The following is a 19104-nucleotide window of genomic DNA, read 5'->3' as shown; positions in this document are numbered from 1 at the left end:
GGCGGCTCTCTGCTTGAGGGAGCATCAGGCGTCGACCGCGCGGTCGACGAGGTTCGGATCGGGCTGGCTGTCGTTCCAGGCCCCGTCGCCGGCGGGCGTGACGAAACAGACCGACGCGCCCTCCTCGGCCGTCGAGACGACGTGGCGGAAGGCGCCGAACAGCTCGCGGCCGTAGCCCCAGGCCGAGCCGGCGGCGTGCTCGCGAGACCGGATCGCGGCCGGACGGGCGGACAGGTCGACGTCGACGGTGGTCAGCACCCCGGCCTCGGGATCGAGCCGGATGACGTCGCCGTCGCGGACCCGGCCCAGCATGCCGCCGGCCAGGGCCTCGGGCGAGACGTGGATGGCCGCCGGCGTCTTGCCCGAGGCGCCGGACATGCGGCCGTCGGTGACGAAGGCGACCTTGAAGCCCTTGTCCTGCAGCACGCCGAGGGCGGGGGACAGGCTGTGCAGCTCGGGCATGCCGTTGGCCTTCGGGCCCTGGAAGCGCAGCACCACGACGACATCGCGATCGAGCTTGCCGTCCTTGAAGGCCTGCAGGGCGTCTTCCTGGGTTTCGAAGACGGCGGCGGGGGCTTCGACCACGCGGTTCTCCGGCTTGACCGCCGAGACCTTGATGACGGCGCGGCCGAGGTCGCCCTGGACCAGGCGCAGGCCACCCTCGCGGTCGAACGGATCGGAGGCCGGGCGGAGAATGTCCGTGTCCAGACTCTCGGCGACGCCGTCGCGCCAGACCAGCTGGCCGTCGACCAGCGACGGCTCCTGGAAATAGTGGTGGATGCCCGGGCCCATGATGGTCTGGACGTCAGTGTGGATGTTTCCGGCTCCGGCCAGTTCGCGGGCCACGAAGGCGACGCCGCCGGCGGCCTGGAAGGCGTTCACGTCGGCCGAACCGTTGGGATAGACCCGGGCCAGCAGCGGGGTCACCGACGACAGCTGGTCCATGTCGGTCCAGTCGATCAGCACGCCGGCGGCGCGCGCCATGGCCACAAGATGGATGGCGTGGTTGGTGGAGCCGCCGGTGGCGAGCAGGGCGACGATCATGTTGACGATCGCCTTCTCGTCGATGACGTCGGCCATGCGGCCCTCGCCCGAGCGGGCCAGCTCGACCGCGCGCCTGGCCGCCGCGGCGGTCAGGGCGTCGCGCAGGCCGGTCTCCGGATGGACGAAGGCGGTCGAGGGCAGGTGCAGGCCGCCGAGCTCCATCATCATCTGGTTGGAGTTGGCGGTGCCGTAGAAGGTGCAGGTGCCGGGCGAGTGGTAGGAGCCGATCTCGCTTTCGAGGAGCGTGGCCCGGTCGACCTTGTTCTGGGCGTAGAGGGCGCGGACGCGGGCCTTCTCCGCATTCGGAATGCCGCTGGGCATCGGACCGGCGGGGGCGAAGACCACCGGCAGGTGGCCGAAGGCCAGCGAGCCCATGAACAGGCCGGGCACGATCTTGTCGCAGACGCCCAGGGCGATGACGGCGTCGAAGGCGTCGTGGGTCAGGGCCACGCCGGTGGACATGGCGATGACGTCGCGGCTGAACAGCGACAGCTCCATGCCGGGGCGCCCCTGGGTGACCCCGTCGCACATGGCGGGCGTGCCGCCGGCGACCTGGGCCGTGGCGCCGAGCTCGCGGGCCGCCTCGCGGATGATGTGTGGAAAGCGCTCGAACGGCTGATGGGCCGAGAGCATGTCGTTGTAGGCGGTGACGACGCCGACGTTGGGGGCCTTGCCACCCATGGCCGTGAGCTTGTCGGCGATGGTCTGGCCGGCGAAGGCGTGGGCCCAGTTGGCGCAGCTCAGCTTGGCGCGGCCGACGCCGGACACGGCGGCGGCGTCCATGCGGCGCAGATAGTCGGTACGGGTGGCGCGCGAGCGCTCGACGATGCGGGCGGTGACCTCGGCGACGACGGGATTGAGGGCAGGCATCAGGTCTTCTCCGTCCACAGGACTTCGAGCGGGACCTTGTGGGCCAGCAGGGCCGCGATCGGCTGGATAGCCGGGTCGCCCGCCGCCTCGCGTTCGAACACGGAACGTTTGGCGGCGCCGGTCAGGGCCAGGACGACGCGGCGGGCGCCGGTCAGGTAAGGCAGGTTGATCGACAGGCGCTCGAGGCTCGGGGCCGCGCCGTCACGGCCCTGGGGCACGCCCAGCACCGTCGGCGGCAGGGCCGGGGAGAGCAGGGTCTTCAGGGTCGGGCTGTTCGGGAACATCGAACAGATATGGCCATCCTCCCCCATGCCGAGAAGGACCGCGTCCAGACGTCCGCCCTCGGCCGCGAGGGCGTGGCCGGCGAGGGCCGCGGACCGGTCGACGGTCACCGACGGATGGTAGAGCGGCGTGAAGCGGGCGGCGGCGGCGGGGCCGGTCAGCAGGGCCCGCTTGATCAGGGCTGCGTTGGAGTCCGGCGAACTTTCCGGGACGTAGCGCTCGTCGACGAGGGTGACGACGACCTTCGACCAGTCCAGCGGAGCCTCCGCGAGACGGGTGTAGATCGGCGAGGGGGTCGAGCCCCCGGAGCCGGCGAAGACGGCCTTGCCGGTTTCCGCGAGGGCGGTCGCCAGCGCGTCGGCGAGCCGGACAGCGCAGGCGTCGGCCCAACCGGCGGCGTCGGGGAAGGTTTCGATCTCACGCATCGCCCGAATTCCACGCGCGGCCGGTGCGGGACAACAGCAGATCGGCGGCTTCTGGGCCCCAGGTTCCGGCGACGTAGTCGTGCGGCTTGAAGGCGGCGTCGGACCAGGCCTCGGAAACCTCGTCGACCCATTTCCAGGCCTGTTCCGCCTCGTCGCGGCGGACGAACAGGGTGGAGTCGCCGGCCAGGGCGTCGAGCAACAGCCGCTCGTAGGCGATGCGCCGGCGGGGCGGGGCGGCGTTCCGGTCGTTCTGGCCCCACGACAGGCTCATGCGGATGGGCTGCAGCTGCATGCGCTGGTCTAGGCCGGGCTTCTTGTTCATCACCGACAGGGAGATGTCCTCCTCCGGCTGCAGCGCGATGACCAGCCGGTTGGCCTGGATCTCGCCGCGTTCGGCGCGGTCGAAGATGGAGTGGGGCAGCGGCTTGAACTGGATGACGATCTCGGTGCGCTTCTCGGGCAGGCGCTTGCCGGTGCGCATGAAGAAGGGCACGCCCGCCCAGCGCCAGTTGTCGATGTCGGCGCGGATGGCGACGAAGGTCTCGGTATCGGACGCCGCGCCGCGCTCCTCGTCATAGCCCTTGACCGGCTCGGCCTCGACCACCCCGGCGACGTACTGGCCGCGCACGGTGACCCGTTCGGCCTCCTCGTGCGTGATCGGACGGAGCGAGCGCAGCACCTTGACCTTCTCGTTGCGGACCGAGTCCGGGTCGAGATCGGAGGGCGGCTCCATGGCCACGAGGCAGAGCAGCTGGAGCATGTGGTTCTGGAGCATGTCGCGCAATGCTCCGTACTCGTCGTAATAGGGCCAGCGGTCGCCGACGCCGACGGTCTCGCCGACCGTGATCTGGACGTGGTCGATCGACAGGTTGTTCCACAGCGGTTCGAAGATGGTGTTGCCGAAGCGCAGCGCGATCAGGTTCTGGACCGTCTCCTTGCCGAGGTAGTGGTCGATGCGGAAGACCTGGTTCTCGGAGAAGGCGTCGGCCACCGCGTCGTCGATCTGGCGGAAGGTCTCGAGATCGCGGCCGATCGGCTTCTCCAGCACGACCCGGTCCTCGGGCTCGGCCAGGCCCGCGGCGCGCATGGCGGTGACGATCCGGGCGTAGAGAGAGGGGGACACGGCCAGGAAGGAGGTGCAGGCGCCCTCGCCGACCTTGTCCTTGAGCGGCTTGAGGCTTTCGGCCGAGGTGGCGTCGACGGCCAGATAGTCGAGCCGGGCCTCCATGCGGGCCCAGGCCGCGGCGTCCCAGGCATTGTCGGCTTTGGCCTTGGCTTCAACCGACTGGCGGACCTTGGCGACATAGTCGTCGCGGCTCTCCTCGGAGCGGGCCGCGCCGATGATCTTGAGGCCGTCCGGCAGCAGGCCGTCGTGCTCAAGGAAATAGAGCGAGGGCAGGAGCATCCGCATGGCGAGGTCGCCGCCGCCGCCAAACAGCACCAGGGCCGCCATCCGCTCTCCTTCTCTGTTGTCCAAGCCTAGCCGGCCGTTTGTCTGGCTGCTTCCGCCCGCTGAGCCAAGACGTCGAGGACGTCCTGAAACACCATGTTACGGGCGCGGAGCAGCACCAGCAGATGATAGATCAAATCCGCGGCCTCGGATGCGAGTTCCGCATCGGGTCCGGCGGCGCCGGCCAGGGCGGTCTCGACGCCCTCCTCGCCGACCTTCTGGGCCGCGCGCTTGGGCCCTTCGGCGAGCAGGCGGGCGGTCCAGCTTTCGGACGGATCGGCGGCGGCGCGGGCGGCGATGGCGGCCTCCAGTCGGGCGAGGCGGCCCAGCCCCGGGGCGTCCTCGTCGCCGAAGCAGCTGATCCGGTTCAGGTGGCAGGCGTTCCCGACCGGCCGGACCTTGAGCACCAGGGCGTCAGCGTCGCAGTCGGGCGTGATCGAGACGACGGACAGCCGGTCGCCCGAGCTCTCGCCCTTGCGCCAGCGGCCGCCGCGCGAGCGCGAGAAGAAGGTGGCCTCGCCCGAGGCGATGGTCTCGTCGAGGGCGGCGCGGTCCATGTAGGCCAGGGTCAGCACCTGCAGGGTGGCGGAGTCCTGGACGACGACGGGGACCAGGCCGTCGGACTTGTCCCAGTCGAGGGTGGAGGGGTCGATCATGGTCTCACCTCGATGCCCGAGCCGGCGAGGAACGCCTTGAGGTCCGCAATCGCCAGCGAGCCCGTGTGGAAGACGCTGGCGGCGAGGGCGCCGGAGACGCCGGCCTGCTCGAACACGTCGCGGAAATGCGCGGCCTCGCCGGCCCCGCCCGAGGCGACCAGCGGGATGATCAGGCGCTCGCGTGCGGCGGCGAGCTGGGCGATGTCATAGCCGCGGCGGACGCCGTCCTCGTCCATGCAGTTGAGGACGATCTCGCCGGCGCCGAGCGCCTGCGCCTCGATGATCCAGTCGAGGGTGCGGCGGCCCGAACCGCGGCTGGCGGTCGGATCGCCGGTGTACTGGTGGACGAACCAGTCGTCGCCGGTGCGCTTCGAATCGACGCCGACGACGACGCACTGGGCGCCGAAGCGGTCGGCGAGTTCGGAGATCAGTTCGGGGCGTTCGAGGGCGGGCGAGTTGACCGAGACCTTGTCCGCGCCGTGATCGAGGCAGCGCCCCGCCTGTTCGACCGAGCGAATGCCGCCGGCGACGCTGAAGGGGATGTCGAGCAGGCGGGCGATGTTCTTCACCCAGCCGTAGTCGAGGGTGCGGCGCTCGGGCGAGGCGGTGATGTCGTAGAAGACCAGTTCGTCGGCGCCCTGGTCGCGGTAGCGGGCGGCGAGGTCGGCCGCGTCGCCCATGTCGACGTGGCCCTGGAAGCGGACGCCCTTGACCACGCGCCCGCCCTTGACGTCAAGGCAGGGGATGATGCGCCGGGCGGTCATGAGCGGGCTGTCTCCAGCGCCTGTTCGAGGGTGAACCGGCCTTCGTACAGGGCCCGGCCGACGATGGCCCCGGACGCGCCGACGGAGCGGGCGCCCGTGAGATCTGACAGATCGGCGACGCCACCGGAGGCCTGCAGCCACAGGTCGGGGCGACGCAGGTGAATCTCGGCCAGAAGGTCGAGGTTGGGGCCGGTGAGGGCGCCGTCGCGGCCGACGTCCGTGACCAGCAGGTGTTTCGCGGACCCCGGTGGGTAGCGGTCGAGCGCGGTCCACAGGTCGACGGCGGCGGCCTCGGTCCAGCCCTTGAGCGCCGGGATGTAGCGGTCGCCGTCGGCCTTCACGTCGATGGCCAGGGTGATGCGGTCGGGGCCGAAACGCTCCAGCCAGGCCGCGACCGCGTCGGGGTCGGAGACGGCGAGGGAGCCGACGACGACCCGGCTGACCCCGGCGTCGAGCAGGCGCTGGATGTCGTCGGCCGAGCGGACGCCGCCGCCGGACTGGATGCGGATGTCGATGGCGGAGGCCAGTTCGCCGATCAGGCCGTGCTGCATGGCTCGGCCCGCCTCGGCCCCGTCGAGGTCGACGATGTGGGCCCAGTCCGCCCCGGCGGCGGCGAAGGCGGCGAGCCGGGCGGCGGGATCGTCGTCGTAGCGGGTCACGGCGTCGAACCGGCCGTGCATCAGCCGCACGCAGACGCCGTCCCTCAGGTCGATGGCGGGATAGACGATCATGCCTGCAGCTCCAGGAAGTTGCGCAGGATGCGGGCGCCGGCGGCGGCGGAACGTTCCGGGTGGAACTGGCAACCCCAGCGGTTGCCGCTGCGGACCACGGCCGGAACCGGGCCGCCGTAGTCGGCGCGGGCCAGGGTGGCGTCGCCGTCGGGGCAGACGTAACTGTGCACGAAGTAGGCGTACGCTCCCTCGTCGACGCCTTCCAGCAGCGGATCGGGCCGGGCCATCGAGAGACGCGACCAGCCCATGTGCGGCACGGGGCGGTCGGGGGCGGGCTCGAGGCGCCGGACGGTTCCGGGGATGAGGCCGAGCATGTCGACGCCGTCGCCCTCCTCGCTGGTCCCGAACAGCAGTTGCTGGCCGAGGCAGACGCCGAGCAGGGGGCGGGAGAAGGCGCGGACCGGCTCGATCAGACCCAGGTCAGACAGGCGCGCCATGGCGTAACCCGCCGCGCCGACGCCGGGCAGGACCAGCCGTTCGGCATCGGCGACCTCGGCCGGGTCGGCGGTCAACCGGACGGTCGCGCCGAGCCGCTCCAGCGCGAACTGGACCGAGGCGACATTGCCGGCGCCGTAGGAGAGGACGGTGACTGTGGTCACAGCACCCCCTTGCTCGAGGGAACGACCTCGCCCTCGACGCGGATGGCCTGGCGCAGGGCGCGGCCGAAGGCTTTGTAGACCGCCTCGGTCTTGTGGTGGTCGTCGTCGCCGGTGACCGAGACGTGGATCGCCGCGCCGAGGTGCTCGGCCAGCGAGCGGAACACGTGCGCGGTCAGGTCGGTGCGATAATCGCCGATGAAGGGCGTGCTGAAGGTTCCCTCGAACACCGGGAAGGGCCGGCCGGACAGGTCGATGGAGACGGAGGCCCTGGCCTCGTCCATGGGCAGGACGAAGCCATAGCGGGCGATGCCGCGGCGTTCCCCGAGCGCCTGTTTCAGGGCCTGACCGAGGGCGATGGCCGAGTCCTCGATGGTGTGGTGCGGGTCGGTGTGCAGGTCGCCCTCGCACGACAGCCGCAGCGAGAAGCCGCCGTGGACCGCGATCTGCTCCAGCATGTGGTCGAAAAAGCCGACGCCGGTGGCGATGGCGACGGGGCCGGCGGCGTCGAGATCGACGGCGCAGACGATCCGGGTCTCTTTCGTGTCACGGACGGCCTGACCGGTGCGGTGCGGCCGGGTCGGGCCCGGGGCGAGGTCCAGCGCGGCAAGCAGACGGTCGTTGACCTCCGCGCGGGCGGAGACGGGCAGGCGCAGGCGGCCGTCGGCCCGCTCGGCCGGAACGCCGTAGCGTCTCAGGGCGGCAAGGACGGCGTCGGAATCGGACGGGCGGGCCATGATGACGGGGCCGAAGCCGGGCTCGACGACCATGGCTCGCGACAGGGCTTTCGTCAGCCGTTCGCGCTCGCCGCGGACAAGGGCGATCCGCTGCTGCGTCTCCATCATCCGGGAGGGATCCAGCGCCTGCAGGGCGAGCCGGACGGAAACCTCCGGCAGGGCATAGGGCTCAAGCACCGAGATCAGCCGGGCCAGCGTCGCCGGTTGGGCGAGGGCGGCGCCGACCCGGGCGCCGGCGAGGCCCCAGGCCAGCGAAAGACTGCGCAGCACGACGAGGTTGGCGTGATCGTCGATGACGGCGGCGGCGGAGGGCGCGGCGGCGAACTCGGCCAGACCCTCGTCGATGACCAGCAAGGCGGGGGCGACGCGCGCGGCCATCTCGCCGACGGCCTCGGGCGAGCCGAGGGCGCGCAGGATGACGGCGCCGGTTTCCGCGCCGGGCGAGGGGCGGGCGTAGAGGGTGGCCAGCGTTGCGTAGGGCTCGGCGTCGGGAGCCTGTACGGCAAGGCCGTCGCGGGCGGCGAGGCGGATGACCAGCTCCAGTCCGTGGGTGAGGCCGCGCACGGGCAGGACGCGGTCGGCCGGGAGGGCGTAGACCTCGGCCATGCGGGCGGCGAGGGCGCGGGGCTCGGCCGGATAGCGGTCGAGGCCGTCGCCGCCGGAGACCAGCGGCGCGAAAGGAGCGGGGAGGTTGGTGATCATCCACCGCTCCTCAGATCGGCGGCCCGCGCGTGGGCCTCGAGGCCTTCCATACGGGCGAGCCGGGCGGCGACAGGGGCGAGCTGCCGGGCCCCCGCCTCCGTGACGGACTGGACCGACATCGAGGTCATGAAGCTGGCGGTGGTGATGCCGCCGAGGGTGCGGGCGGCGCCGTCGGTGGGCAGGACGTGGCTGGGGCCGGCGGCGTAGTCGCCAAGGGTCTCGGCTGCGTATGAGCCGACGAAGACCGCGCCGGCGGCTGTGATGCGGTCGACGAGGACGTCGGCGTCGTCGGTCTGCAGGGCGAGGTGTTCGGGGCCGTAGAGGTTGGCGACCTCGCAGGCCTCGGCCATGTCGCGGACGCGGATGGCGCGCCCCTCGGCGAGGGAGGCGCGCGCTATGTCGGCGCGCGGCAGGGTTTCGAGCTGGCGCTCCACTTCGGCGAGAATGGCGTCGATGTTGGCCCGACTTTCCGAGACGAGGATGACCTGGGCGTCGGGGTCGTGCTCGGCCTGGCTGAGCAGGTCGGCGGCGGCGATCTCCGGCTCGGCGTCGCGGTCGGCGATGACCAGCAGTTCCGACGGGCCGGCGGGCATGTCGATGGCCGGGCCGCCGGGCAGGGCCGCGGCCTGTTTCTTGGCTTCAGCGACGAAGGCGTTGCCGGGGCCGAACAGCCTGGCGACCGGCTCGATCTCGCCGTCGTCGAAGACGGCGCCGAAGGTCAGGGCGGCGATGGCCTGGGCGCCGCCGATCAGCCACAGGGCATCCAGACGGGCTTCGTCGGCGGCGACGATCATGGCCGGGTGAGGCTCGCCGTCCTTCGAGGGCGGCGTGACGGCGACGCGCCGCCCCACCCCCGCGACTTCCGCCGGAATCGCCAGCATCAGCAGGGACGAGAACAGCGGCGCCGTGCCGCCGGGGACGTAGAGACCGGCCGAAGAGATTGGCCGCCAGACCAGCCGCGAGCGGACGCCGGGCGTGGTCTCGACCCAGGACGTGTCTTCCGGGCGGGTCGCCTGGTGGAAGATGCGGACGTTCTCGGCGGCGATGCGCAGGGCATGGGTGGCCGAGGGCGGCAGGGCGGCGCGGGCCGCCGCGACGACCTCGGGGGTGATGGCGACGCGGCGGGGGGCGGCGCCGTCCAGCTTCAAGCTCCAGTCCGTGACGGCCGCGCCGCCGCGCGCCTGCACGTCGTCGAAGATCTCACGCACGACGTCGCTGACCCGCGCCTCGGTGCGACGGGCGGGACGGGCCAGCGCCTCGCGGCGGCCGGCGGCGTCGAGCGTGCTCCAGTCCATCCGTCTCATCACATCATCTTCTCGATCGGGAGGACCAGGATGGCCGACGCCCCGGCGGCCTTGAGCTTCTCCAGCGTCTCCCAGAACACCGCCTCCTGACAGACGGCGTGGACCGCGACGGCGTCCTCGCGGCCGGACAGGGGCATGACGGTGGGCGAGCCGGCGCCGGGCAGGATGGCGGTGATCTGGTCCAGCGCCGAACGGGGCGCGTTGAGCATGACGTATTTGGCCCCCTGGGAGGCGACGACGCCGCTCATCCGCTCGACGATGCTGTCCAGCAGGTGTTGGAGCGCGGGCTCGGGGACGACGGGCGAGCGGATCAGCACGGCCTGGCTTTCCAGCACCGTCTCGCGCGCGCCGAGGCCATTGGCCTCGAGCGTGGCGCCGGTCGAGACGAGGTCGCAGATGGCGGCGGCGAGCTTGAGCCGGGGCGCGACCTCGACGGCCCCGCGCATGGTGACGATCTCGGCCGTGACGTTCCGGTCGTCGAGGAAGCGGCGCAGGATCTTCGGATAGGAGGTGGCGACGCGCAGGCCCTCGAGCGAGGCCGGACCGTCGTAGGCCAGCGTCGGCGGGACGGCGATCTTCAGGGTGCAGCGGCCGAAGCCGAGCGGCATGATCACCTCGGCGAGGGGGCCGCCGTTGCGGGCTTCCTCCAGCACGTTCTCGCCGACGATGCCGAGGTCGCAAACGCCGTCGGCGACGAAGGTCGGGATGTCGTCGTCGCGCACCCGCAGCAGGTCGATCGGATAGTTCTCGACCCGGTAGAGCAGGTCGTTGTTGCCCTTGACCACGCGCAGACCGGCGTCGCGGACGAGATCGAGGCTGCGGTCGGCCAGACGGCCCGATTTCTGGACGGCGATACGCAGCCGTCCCTGAACTGTGCTCATGATGCTGACTCAGGCCTGGCTGTTCGGGTTTTTCTGGCGATCCAGCACGAGGCGGTAGCCCTGGTGCGGCATTTCCTTGAGGAAGCGGGCGACCCGCACCACCGTGGTCGGGCTGGCCTGGGCTTCGGCGGCGATCTCGCGATACGACTTGCCGCCCGCATCGAGCAGACGGGCGACCTCCCAGCGCTCGGCGAAGGCGCGCAGCTCCGCCGGCGTGCACAGGTCGGCGAGGAAGGCGTCGACCTCGTCGCGCGTGTTCAGCGACAGCAGGGCGTCATAGAGGGCGACGCGGCTGCGGGCCGTCGCCCCGGCGTTGCGGGGGAGGGTGTTGATCATGGCGTGTTCCACTATGCTGTAACGGTGGAACGGTCAAGGGGCCTGTGGCGGAGCGCCGCGGTTCGATCTATCTGCCTGTCATGACCAAGGTTGTGATCATCGGCGCGGGCCATGCGGGGGGTACGGCGGCGGCGTTGCTGCGGCAGTACGGGCATGAGGGGCCGATCCTGCTGGCGGGCGAGGAGCCGGCGCCGCCGTATCAGCGACCACCCCTGTCCAAGGCGTGGCTCAAGGGCGAAGCCGATCTGGAGGCGCTGCTGCTGCGGCCGGAGGGCTTCTACGCCGAACACGACATCGAGCTGCGCAAGGGGGTGACGGCGACGGCCGTCGATGCGGCCGGGAAGACCGTGACTTTCGCCGACGGGACGGTGGAACCGTATGACGCCCTGATCCTGGCGACGGGGTCGACGGCGCGGAAGCTGGCGCTGCCGGGGGCGGATCGCCCGGATTTGCTCGAGCTGCGGACGCTGGCGGATGCGGAGCGGCTGAAGGCGGCGCTGGGACCGGGGCGGCGGCTCGCGGTGGTCGGCGGCGGCTATGTCGGCCTTGAGGCGGCGGCGTCGGCGCGGGCGCTGGGCGCCGGGGCGGTCATCATAGAGCGGATGGATCGGGTGCTGGCGCGCGTCGCGTCGCCCACGCTGTCGGACTTTTTCACCGGCTATCACCGGGCGCATGGGGTCGAGGTGCTGACGTCGGCCGAGGTCACGGCCTTCGAGGAAGGCGGCGTGCGGCTGGCCGACGGCCAGCTGATCGAGGCGGACGCCATCCTGGTCGGGGTCGGAGCGCAGGCCTGCGACCAGCTGGCGGCGTCAGCGGGGCTGGCGCTCGGGAACGGCGTGGTGGTCGACGAGACGGCGCGCACCTCGGACCCGGCCATCTGGGCCATCGGCGACGTGGCCTTCCGGCCGGTCCCAGTGCACGGCGGGGCGCGCCATCGGCTGGAGAGCGTGCCCAACGCGCTGGAGCAGGCGAAACAGGCGGCGGCGGCGATCACCGGTCGCACGCCACCGACGCCGGAGGCGCCGTGGTTCTGGTCGGATCAGTACGATGTGAAGCTGCAGATCGCCGGTCTGCCCACGGACGCCGACCGGCAGGTGCTGCGGGGCGACCCGGCCGCGGCGGCCTTCGCGGTGTTCCATCTGGCGGGCGACCGGATCGTCTGCGTCGAGGCGGTCAACGCGGCGGCGGAGTTCATGGGTGGGCGGCAAATGATCGGTCGGGGGACCGCCGTGGATGCGGAGCGGCTGGCGGATCCGAACGTGTCAATGAAGGCGGTGGCGGCGGACTGAAGCGACCTCAGGCGGCGCTCGTGGCCTGATGCACCGGGCCGCCCAGCCGCTCGACCAGGACCGGCAACGAGACGGGGCGGCCGATCAAATAGCCCTGCGCCATGTCGCAGCCCATGCCGCGGAGAAGGGCCAGGGCGGTCGGGGTCTCGACCCCCTCGGCGGTGACCTTCATGCCGAGGCCGTGGGCCAGGTCGATGGTCGACTTGACCAGCAGGGCGTCGCGGGCGGAGTCGTCGAGGCCGAGGATGAAGCTCTTGTCGATCTTCAGCTCGTCGGCGCGGATCTGTTTCAGATAGGTCAGGGACGACAGGCCGGAGCCGTAGTCGTCCAGCGACACCGAAATGCCCGCCTCGGCGAAGCGGTCGAGGAGGTGCAGGGCGACTTCCGGATTACCGACCACGGCGGTCTCGGTGATCTCGAAGCACAGGCGCGCGCCGGAGGCCTTGACCGCGGCGAGGGCGAAGTCGGCGAAACTCTCGTCGGAGAGCAGGCGGCCGGATACGTTCACCGACATCATCAGATCGTGACCGGCGCGCCCGAGCTCGGCCTGGTCGTGAATGGCCTGGTGGATGACCCACTCGGTGAGCGGGCGGATGTGGCCGGTCTCCTCGGCCATCACCACGAACACGTCGGGCGAGACGCAGCCGCGTCGCGGATGGGTCCACCGGGCGAGCGCCTCGACCGCAGTGACGCACTCGGCGCGGAAGTCGTATTTCGGCTGGTAGTTCAACGAGAACTCGCCGTTGTCGAGCGCGGCCATCAGTTCGCTGATCAGTGACAGATTACCGGCGGGATCGCCGTAGCGCACTGCGTCGAAGAGGGCGGCCTGACGATGGGCGGCGCGGGCCTGGTCAACGGCGATGGAGGCGCGGTCGACGGGAGAGGCCACGCTGCGGCTGGTTTCTCCGGTACGGGCTATGCCGGCGGTCAGGGCGATATCGACGGGCGCGCCGTTCAGTATCACGGGTTCCTGGGCCGCTTCGCATACGCGGGCGGCCATATGGACCGCCTCATCGTCGTCTTCGGCCTGGAAGACCAGGCCGAGCACGCCTGCCCCGACCCGGGCGACGCTTCGGCCGGTCAGGCCGGACAATCTCTGCCCGAGCGTGGTCAGCAGGCGGGCCATGGAATCATAGCCGATGGCGTTACGCAGCACCTCGAACCGGTCGACGCCGAACAGAACCACGTAGACCGGCTCCCCACCGGCCGCGAGCCGCTCGAGCGACAGGCGATTACCGAGGCCGGTCTCCTGGTCGTGGAGGGCCATGTGGGTCAGGCGCGCGTCGTGGTCGTGCGAAACCGACCGGCCAGGGGCGGGGGAAAGCAGCGCGGACAGGAACGCGAACGGACTGCGCATCCCTCGCGTCTAACGCAGGGTCATGAAGCGGGCGTAAACCGTATTCAGTTGCGAATAAGTCGCAGAATGACTTGCGCGGGACAGCGAAGCTGCTAATGCGAGCGCATCGCAATATCAGCAAGGCCCTCCGCCATGTCGCTTTCCGGTTCCGAAGCCCTCCGCGCCCTCCTGTTCGCGTCCAGCGCGGCGGGCATGCTGATGGCGGGACCCGCCCTGGCCGATCCTCTGACCGAGCGGACCGATCCGCAGGATGCGACCAACCTCGGCACGGTCACCGTCAACGGAGAACCGGTCCGGCGGGAGCCGCAATCGCCGGAGTTCGTCGCGCCGCTGGTGGATACGCCCCGAGCCGTGACCATCATTCCGCAGCAGATCATCGAACAGACCGCGGCGACTTCGCTGCAGGACATCCTGCGCAATTCGCCGGGGATCACCTTCGGCGCGGGCGAGGGCGGCCAGCCGCTGGCCGACCGCCCGTTCATCCGCGGCCAGTCGTCGGGCAACAACATCTTCGTCGACGGCATCCGCGACAGCGGCGGCCAGCAGCGCGAGGTGTTCAACCTCGAGCAGGTCGAGGTGGTGAAGGGGCCGGACGCGGTCTACTCCGGGCGGGGCTCGGGCGGGGGCAGCATAAATCTGGCGTCCAAGGCGCCGCGCCTGGCCGACTTCACCCATCTGGGCCTCGGGGTCGGGACCGACGGCTACCTGCGCGGCACGATCGACCAGAACTGGGGCCTCGGCGAAACGGCCGGCCTGCGGCTGAATCTGATGGGGTCGCAAGGCGATGTGCCCGGCCGCGACGCGGTGGATTTCGACAAATGGGGTCTGGGTCTGTCGCTGGCGGCGGGGTTGGGCACGGCCACCTCGGCGAGGTTCAGCTACTACCACCTCGACAGCAACCAGATGCCTGACTACGGCATCCCGCTGTTCACCAAGATCGGGGTGCGGACCACCGACAGCGGCATTCTGGACGTCCCGTACGACAGCTTCTACGGGCTCGACGACCGTGACTACCTGACCAACACGGTCGACACCTTCACCTTCGATTTCGAGCATGCGCTGACCGACAGGCTGACGCTGCGCAACGTCAGCCGCTATTCGGAGACGCTGAACGACTACATCGTCACCAATCCCGGCGACGGCGGCGCGGCCCAGTTCGTGGCGGGCGAGTGGTGGATGAAGCGCGCCACCAAGACCCGCTGGAACCCGGTCACCACGATCGCCAACGTCACCGACCTGCGCGGCTCGTTCGACGCCGGCGGCATGAAGCACGAGTTCGACGTGGGTCTGGAGCTGAGCCGCGAGAAGAACCTCAACGCCGCCTATTCGACCTTCACCACCTCGGGCGCGGCCTGCCCGGCGGGCTACGTCATGTCGGCGTCGAACCTGAACAACCTCGGCGCGGGCGATTGCACCCGCGTCTATGCGCCGTCGACGGACGACGCCTGGGCCGGCGTGATCAACCGTGGACCGGTCAGCAGCAACACGACGGAAAGCGTCGGCGTCTACGCCATGGACAGCATCTCGCTGACCGACCGCCTGCTGCTCAATCTCGGCGTCCGCTGGGACCGGTACGCGGTCGAGGGCGTCAACGGCGTCGCGACCACCATCGGCGGCTTCACCCAGTCCAACGGTGTCTGGAACCCGGCGACCTACACGGCCGTGCCCGAGCGAGACTGGGAATTCGTCAACTATCAGGTCGGTCTGGTCTTCAAGCCGACGGCCGATTCCAGCATCTACGCCTCCTGGGCCACCTCCTCGACTCCGCCGACCGTCTCGGCCGGCGACCAGAACGCCAGCGGCGGCATGGGCTCGGGCGGGCTCAGCTCCACGATCCTTGACCCGGAGGAGACGACCAGCTGGGAGATCGGCGCCAAGGCCAATCTGTTCGGCGATCGCCTGGCGGTTTCGGGCGCGGCATTCATCCTGACGCGCGAGAACGCCCAGATCCTTGTCGGCCCCGGACCCGCCGACTTCGAGCAGGCGGGGGAGGTCGAGGTCCGGGGGATCGAACTGGGCGTCTCGGGCAACATCACCCGCGAATGGCAGGTGTTCGGCGGCTACACCTGGATGGACTCCGAACTGGTGAAAGGCGCTGTGACCATAGTGAACGGCGTACCGGTCCCCAATCCGTTTGAAGGCCAGCCGCTGGCCAATACGCCGGAGCACAGCTTCAGCCTGTTCAGCACCTACCGGGTCACGCCCAGGCTGAGCCTGGGCGGCGGGGTCTACTATGTGTCCGACAGTTTCGGAGGCAACCAGGGCGGGGCCGGGGGCGGGGTCAACCGGGTCTATGCGCCGGAGTACACCCGGGTGGACCTGTTCGCCTCCTACGACCTGACCGACAGCGCCTCGCTGCAGCTGAACGTCCAGAACGCGGGCGACGAGGAATACATCATGCGCACCAACGGCGTGCACCACGCCGACGTGGCGCCGGGGCGGCAGGCTATCCTGACGCTGAATCTGCGCTACTAGATCGGGTCATGCTGCTCCACATCCCCGGCGTCTTCAGCAAGGACGAGGTCGCGACGCTGCGATCGCGCCTGGACGCCGGGCCGTGGGTCGACGGCAACGTCACCTCGGGCCACCAGTCGGCGACCGCCAAGGTCAATCGCCAGCTGCCCGAGGACAGCACCGAGGCGCGCGAGGTCGGGGCGCTGGTGCTGCAGGCGCTGAACGCCAATCCGATGTTCGTGTCGGCGGCCCTGCCGCACACGATCTTCCCGCCCCTGTTCAACGCCTATGAAGGCGGGGAGCGTTTCGGAACCCACGTCGACAATGCGATCCGGCAACGGGGCGACGTCCGCATCCGGAGCGATCTGTCGGCGACGCTTTTCCTTGAAGAACCCGAGGCTTACGACGGCGGAGAGTTGATCGTCGAGGAGATGTACGGGCCGCAGTCGGTCAAGCTGCCGGCGGGGGATCTGGTGCTGTATCCGTCGAGGAGCCTGCACCGGGTGACGCCGGTGACGCGGGGCCGACGGGTGGCGAGTTTCTTCTGGATTCAAAGCCTTGTGCGGGACGACGCCGACCGGGAAACCCTGTTCCGCCTGGACGTGGCGATCCAGCGGGTCAATGCGGAGAAGGGGCCGAAGGACGCCGCGGTGCTGGAACTGACGGCGGTCTATCACAACCTGCTGCGGCGCTGGGCCGAGGTCTGAGCGCGACGATTTCGACCACGAAATCCGGCGATTACGACCACTGGAACTGAAGAAAATCAGGCCATTTCAACCAGCTCGACCATGAAGTTTCGGGAAATCGCCTGACGAAGACCGATCGGGGCTAGTAGACGTCGCGGCGGTAGCGGCCGGTCTCGGCGAGGGTCAGCAGGCGGTCGGCGCCGAGGGCGGTTTCGAGCGCCGCGTGGACCCCCGTCGACATGCCCTCAAGGCTGCCGCAGACGAGGAGGACGGCGCCGCGGTCCACCCAGGAAACCAGTTCGTCCGTGTTCTGAGCGATCAGGTCCTGGACGTAGCGTCCGTCGCCGGGATCACGAGAGAAGGCGCGGTCGAGGCGGGTCAGCAGGCCGGAGGCGAGGGCGGCCCGGAGTTCCTCGTCGAGGAATGCGTCGTGGGCCGATGCGCGCTCGCCGAACATCAACCAGACGCCGCCGTGAGACCCGCCCGCCCGGGCCTTCCAATGCGCTCGCAGTCCGGCGAGGCCGGTGCCGTTGCCGATCAGGATCAGCGGGACCTCCGGGGCCGGGCCGTGGAAGCCGCGGTTGGTCCGGACGCGCATGTCGACCGCATCGCCGACGGCGAGGTCGCGGGTCAGCCAGCCCGAGGCGAGGCCGGGAGAGCCGTCGGGGCGGGTCATGCGGCGGACGATGAACTCGACGCGGCCATCGGCGGGCAGGGAGGCGACGGAGTATTCGCGGCTGCCGGGCGAAGGAGAACCCTCCGGGGCGGGCAGGCCGATCTCGGCGATGTCGCCTGCGACCCAGTCGGGCTGGTGATCGACCGGCTGGAAGGCCAGCAGCCAAGCCTCGCCGCCGGGACTGCCGGGGTTCAGATGGGTGCGGGCGGCGAGCCGCCAGCGGTCGAAGGCGGGCGGAGTCCAGTCGGCCTGGACGGCGTGGCCGGTGACGACGCCCAGCTGGTGCTGCCAGTGGCGGATGGCACCGGCGTCGCCGTCATCCACCTCGACACGGTCGAACAGGGGCGCGGCGCCCGAGCGCTGCAGCCAGATGTCGAGGGCGCGCCCGAAGCCGCAGAAGTCGGCGTAGGCGCGGTCGCCGAGGGCGAGGAGGGCGTAGGACAGGCCCGAAAGGTCGACGGGGGCGGTCATGTGCCGGCGGGCGAACCACGACATGGCGTCCGGTCCGTCGCCCTCGCCGGTGGTGGAGGCGATGATCAGCACCCGGCCCGCCGCCTTCAGCTCATCGGGCTCGAGGTCGCCGAGCAGGGCCACGCGGGCGGGAACGCCGGCGTCGGACAGGCTGGACGCCGTCATCCACGCCAGCTCCTCGGCCTGGCCGGTCTGGCTGGCGAAGGCGACGAGCAGGGCCTCGGAGCCCTCGGCCGGGGCGAGAGCCGCCGCCCGGGTCGCGGCGGTGCGACGGGCCAGGGTGCGCGCCCACGCGACCGCGGCGACGACCAGCAGCCACAGGGCGATGGCGACGGCCGCCCACAGCCAGCGAAGCGGATCGGCGGTCACGCGCCCTCGTTCAGCATGGCGGCGAAGGCGGGGCTGACGGTCTCGGTCATGCCGTCCTCGCCGCGCACGACGAAGGCGGCGGCGATGTTCATGGCCTCGGCGAAGGCGGGGCCTTCGTCCGGGCCCATGACGGTCAGGGCCGTGGCCATGGCGTCGGCGTAGAGGGCGGTGTCCGCCAGCACGGTCACCGAGGCGACCCCGTTGTCGACCGGGCGGCCGGTGCGGCCGTCGATGGTGTGGCTGTAGGCCTGGCCGTAGACCTCGAACCGGCGGACCCAGTCGCCCGAGGTGGCGACCGCCATGTCGAAGAGGGCGGCGACGGTGCGGGGCGCGGGCGCGCCCGGCGCCTGCTGCAGCTCCGCCCACCACGGCTGGCCGTCGGGCTTGACCCCGGCGCCGCGCAGTTCGCCGCCGATCTCGACCAGATGGTGGGTCGCGCCCATGGCGGTCAGCCGTTCGGAGACCTTGTCGACGGCGTGGCCCTTGGCGATGCCCGACAGGTCCAGCTTGACCCCGCCCAGCTGCTGGACGGCGCGGGCGTCGCGGTTGAGGCGCAGCCGGCCCCAGCCGCTGACGGCGCGGGCGGCGGCGATCTCATCCTCGAAGGGCACGGTGAAACCCTCGCCGAAGGAGTCGCGCGGGCGGGGGCCGGGCGGGCCGAAGCCCCACAGATCGACGAGGGCTCCGAGAGTCGGGTCGACCGCGCCGTTGGTGTTGTCGGCCAGGTCGAGGGCGGCGTTGAGCAGTGTCCAGAACGGCTCGGACACGGCCCAGAAGCCAGGCGGAGCGGCGTTGAGGCGCGACAGCTCCGAGCGGGGCTCCCAGTGGCTGAACAGCAGGATGATCCGCCCCAGCTCCTCCTCGATCGCGGTCTGGACAGCGGCGCTGTCGAGACCCGGCGGAAGCACGAGGCGGACGGCCCAGGTCGTGCCCATGGTCTCGCCGGCGAAGTCCCGGATCAGATCGGACGGGGGACGCGTGGGCGCCTTGCCGTGAGTCGGGATCAGCACCCGGTTGTCCACGC

Annotated in this window: 17 protein-coding genes; 3 read left to right on the top strand and 14 right to left on the bottom strand. The window is 70.8% G+C overall.

Annotation, left to right across the window (positions count from 1 at the left end):
- Nucleotides 1-24 precede the first annotated feature (24 nt).
- From edd to VEB62_RS13660, 11 genes are read right to left on the bottom strand one after another with little or no spacing between them, the layout of a single operon-like run.
- Entirely contained in the window at nt 25-1914 is a 1890-nt protein-coding gene (gene edd / locus VEB62_RS13710) for a phosphogluconate dehydratase (protein WP_324800757.1), read from the bottom strand.
- Nucleotides 1914-2621 carry a 6-phosphogluconolactonase gene (gene pgl, locus VEB62_RS13705; protein ID WP_324800755.1) on the bottom strand — a complete coding sequence of 236 codons (708 nt, stop codon included), beginning with the start codon at nt 2619-2621 and terminating at the stop codon, nt 1914-1916. The genes edd and pgl overlap by 1 nt, the downstream gene beginning before the upstream one ends.
- Nucleotides 2614-4074, bottom strand: a complete 1461-nt coding sequence (gene zwf, locus VEB62_RS13700; RefSeq protein ID WP_324800752.1) for a glucose-6-phosphate dehydrogenase — start codon at nt 4072-4074, stop codon at nt 2614-2616. The genes pgl and zwf overlap by 8 nt, the downstream gene beginning before the upstream one ends.
- Before the next feature lie 26 nt (nt 4075-4100).
- A complete protein-coding gene (gene hisIE, locus VEB62_RS13695) occupies nt 4101-4727 on the bottom strand; it encodes a bifunctional phosphoribosyl-AMP cyclohydrolase/phosphoribosyl-ATP diphosphatase HisIE (RefSeq protein ID WP_324800749.1) in 627 nt (208 codons plus the stop codon).
- The gene (gene hisF / locus VEB62_RS13690) at nt 4724-5491 is read right to left on the bottom strand and encodes an imidazole glycerol phosphate synthase subunit HisF (protein WP_324800746.1); all 768 of its coding nucleotides are present in this window, start codon (nt 5489-5491) and stop codon (nt 4724-4726) included. The genes hisIE and hisF overlap by 4 nt, the downstream gene beginning before the upstream one ends.
- Nucleotides 5488-6222, bottom strand: a complete 735-nt coding sequence (hisA, locus tag VEB62_RS13685; protein ID WP_324800743.1) for a 1-(5-phosphoribosyl)-5-[(5-phosphoribosylamino)methylideneamino]imidazole-4-carboxamide isomerase — start codon at nt 6220-6222, stop codon at nt 5488-5490. The genes hisF and hisA overlap by 4 nt, the downstream gene beginning before the upstream one ends.
- Nucleotides 6219-6821: an imidazole glycerol phosphate synthase subunit HisH gene (gene hisH / locus VEB62_RS13680; protein WP_324800741.1), complete on the bottom strand. Its 603-nt coding sequence runs from the start codon at nt 6819-6821 to the stop codon at nt 6219-6221. Before hisH ends, hisA begins: the two co-directional genes overlap by 4 nt.
- Nucleotides 6818-8257 carry an imidazoleglycerol-phosphate dehydratase HisB gene (gene hisB / locus VEB62_RS13675; protein WP_324800738.1) on the bottom strand — a complete coding sequence of 480 codons (1440 nt, stop codon included), beginning with the start codon at nt 8255-8257 and terminating at the stop codon, nt 6818-6820. The genes hisH and hisB overlap by 4 nt, the downstream gene beginning before the upstream one ends.
- On the bottom strand, nt 8254-9561 hold the full coding sequence (hisD, locus tag VEB62_RS13670; protein ID WP_324800736.1) for a histidinol dehydrogenase: 1308 nt from the start codon (nt 9559-9561) through the stop codon (nt 8254-8256). The genes hisB and hisD overlap by 4 nt, the downstream gene beginning before the upstream one ends.
- Nucleotides 9561-10442: an ATP phosphoribosyltransferase gene (gene hisG, locus VEB62_RS13665; protein ID WP_324800733.1), complete on the bottom strand. Its 882-nt coding sequence runs from the start codon at nt 10440-10442 to the stop codon at nt 9561-9563. Before hisG ends, hisD begins: the two co-directional genes overlap by 1 nt.
- A 9-nt stretch (nt 10443-10451) precedes the next feature.
- Nucleotides 10452-10778, bottom strand: a complete 327-nt coding sequence (locus VEB62_RS13660; protein WP_324800731.1) for a YerC/YecD family TrpR-related protein — start codon at nt 10776-10778, stop codon at nt 10452-10454.
- 80 nt (nt 10779-10858) lie between these two features.
- On the opposite strand from VEB62_RS13660, the gene VEB62_RS13655 reads away from it, so the two are divergent.
- Nucleotides 10859-12067 carry an NAD(P)/FAD-dependent oxidoreductase gene (locus tag VEB62_RS13655; protein WP_324800728.1) on the top strand — a complete coding sequence of 403 codons (1209 nt, stop codon included), beginning with the start codon at nt 10859-10861 and terminating at the stop codon, nt 12065-12067.
- 7 nt (nt 12068-12074) lie between these two features.
- On the opposite strand, the gene VEB62_RS13650 is transcribed toward VEB62_RS13655, so the two are convergent.
- Entirely contained in the window at nt 12075-13424 is a 1350-nt protein-coding gene (locus tag VEB62_RS13650; protein WP_324800725.1) for a putative bifunctional diguanylate cyclase/phosphodiesterase, read from the bottom strand.
- Between the two features lie 132 nt (nt 13425-13556).
- On the opposite strand from VEB62_RS13650, the gene VEB62_RS13645 reads away from it, so the two are divergent.
- Both VEB62_RS13645 and VEB62_RS13640 read left to right on the top strand, forming a co-directional pair.
- Nucleotides 13557-15899 (top strand): TonB-dependent receptor, encoded by a 2343-nt coding sequence (locus VEB62_RS13645; protein ID WP_324800722.1) that lies wholly within the window; start codon nt 13557-13559, stop codon nt 15897-15899.
- 8 nt (nt 15900-15907) lie between these two features.
- A complete protein-coding gene (locus VEB62_RS13640; RefSeq protein ID WP_324800720.1) occupies nt 15908-16585 on the top strand; it encodes a Fe2+-dependent dioxygenase in 678 nt (225 codons plus the stop codon).
- A 121-nt stretch (nt 16586-16706) separates the two neighbouring features.
- Here VEB62_RS13640 and VEB62_RS13635 read toward each other — a convergent pair whose 3' ends face one another.
- Nucleotides 16707-18080, bottom strand: coding sequence for a sulfite reductase subunit alpha (locus VEB62_RS13635; RefSeq protein WP_324800717.1), 1374 nt, complete (start codon nt 18078-18080; stop codon nt 16707-16709).
- Entirely contained in the window at nt 18077-19090 is a 1014-nt protein-coding gene (locus VEB62_RS13630) for an FAD:protein FMN transferase (protein WP_324800714.1), read from the bottom strand. The genes VEB62_RS13635 and VEB62_RS13630 overlap by 4 nt, the downstream gene beginning before the upstream one ends.
- Nucleotides 19091-19104 lie beyond the last annotated feature (14 nt).

Origin of the sequence: Brevundimonas sp. (assembly GCF_035626975.1) — a bacterium.
Taxonomy (GTDB): domain Bacteria; phylum Pseudomonadota; class Alphaproteobacteria; order Caulobacterales; family Caulobacteraceae; genus Brevundimonas.
This window is presented reverse-complemented; position numbering and strand designations above follow the sequence as displayed.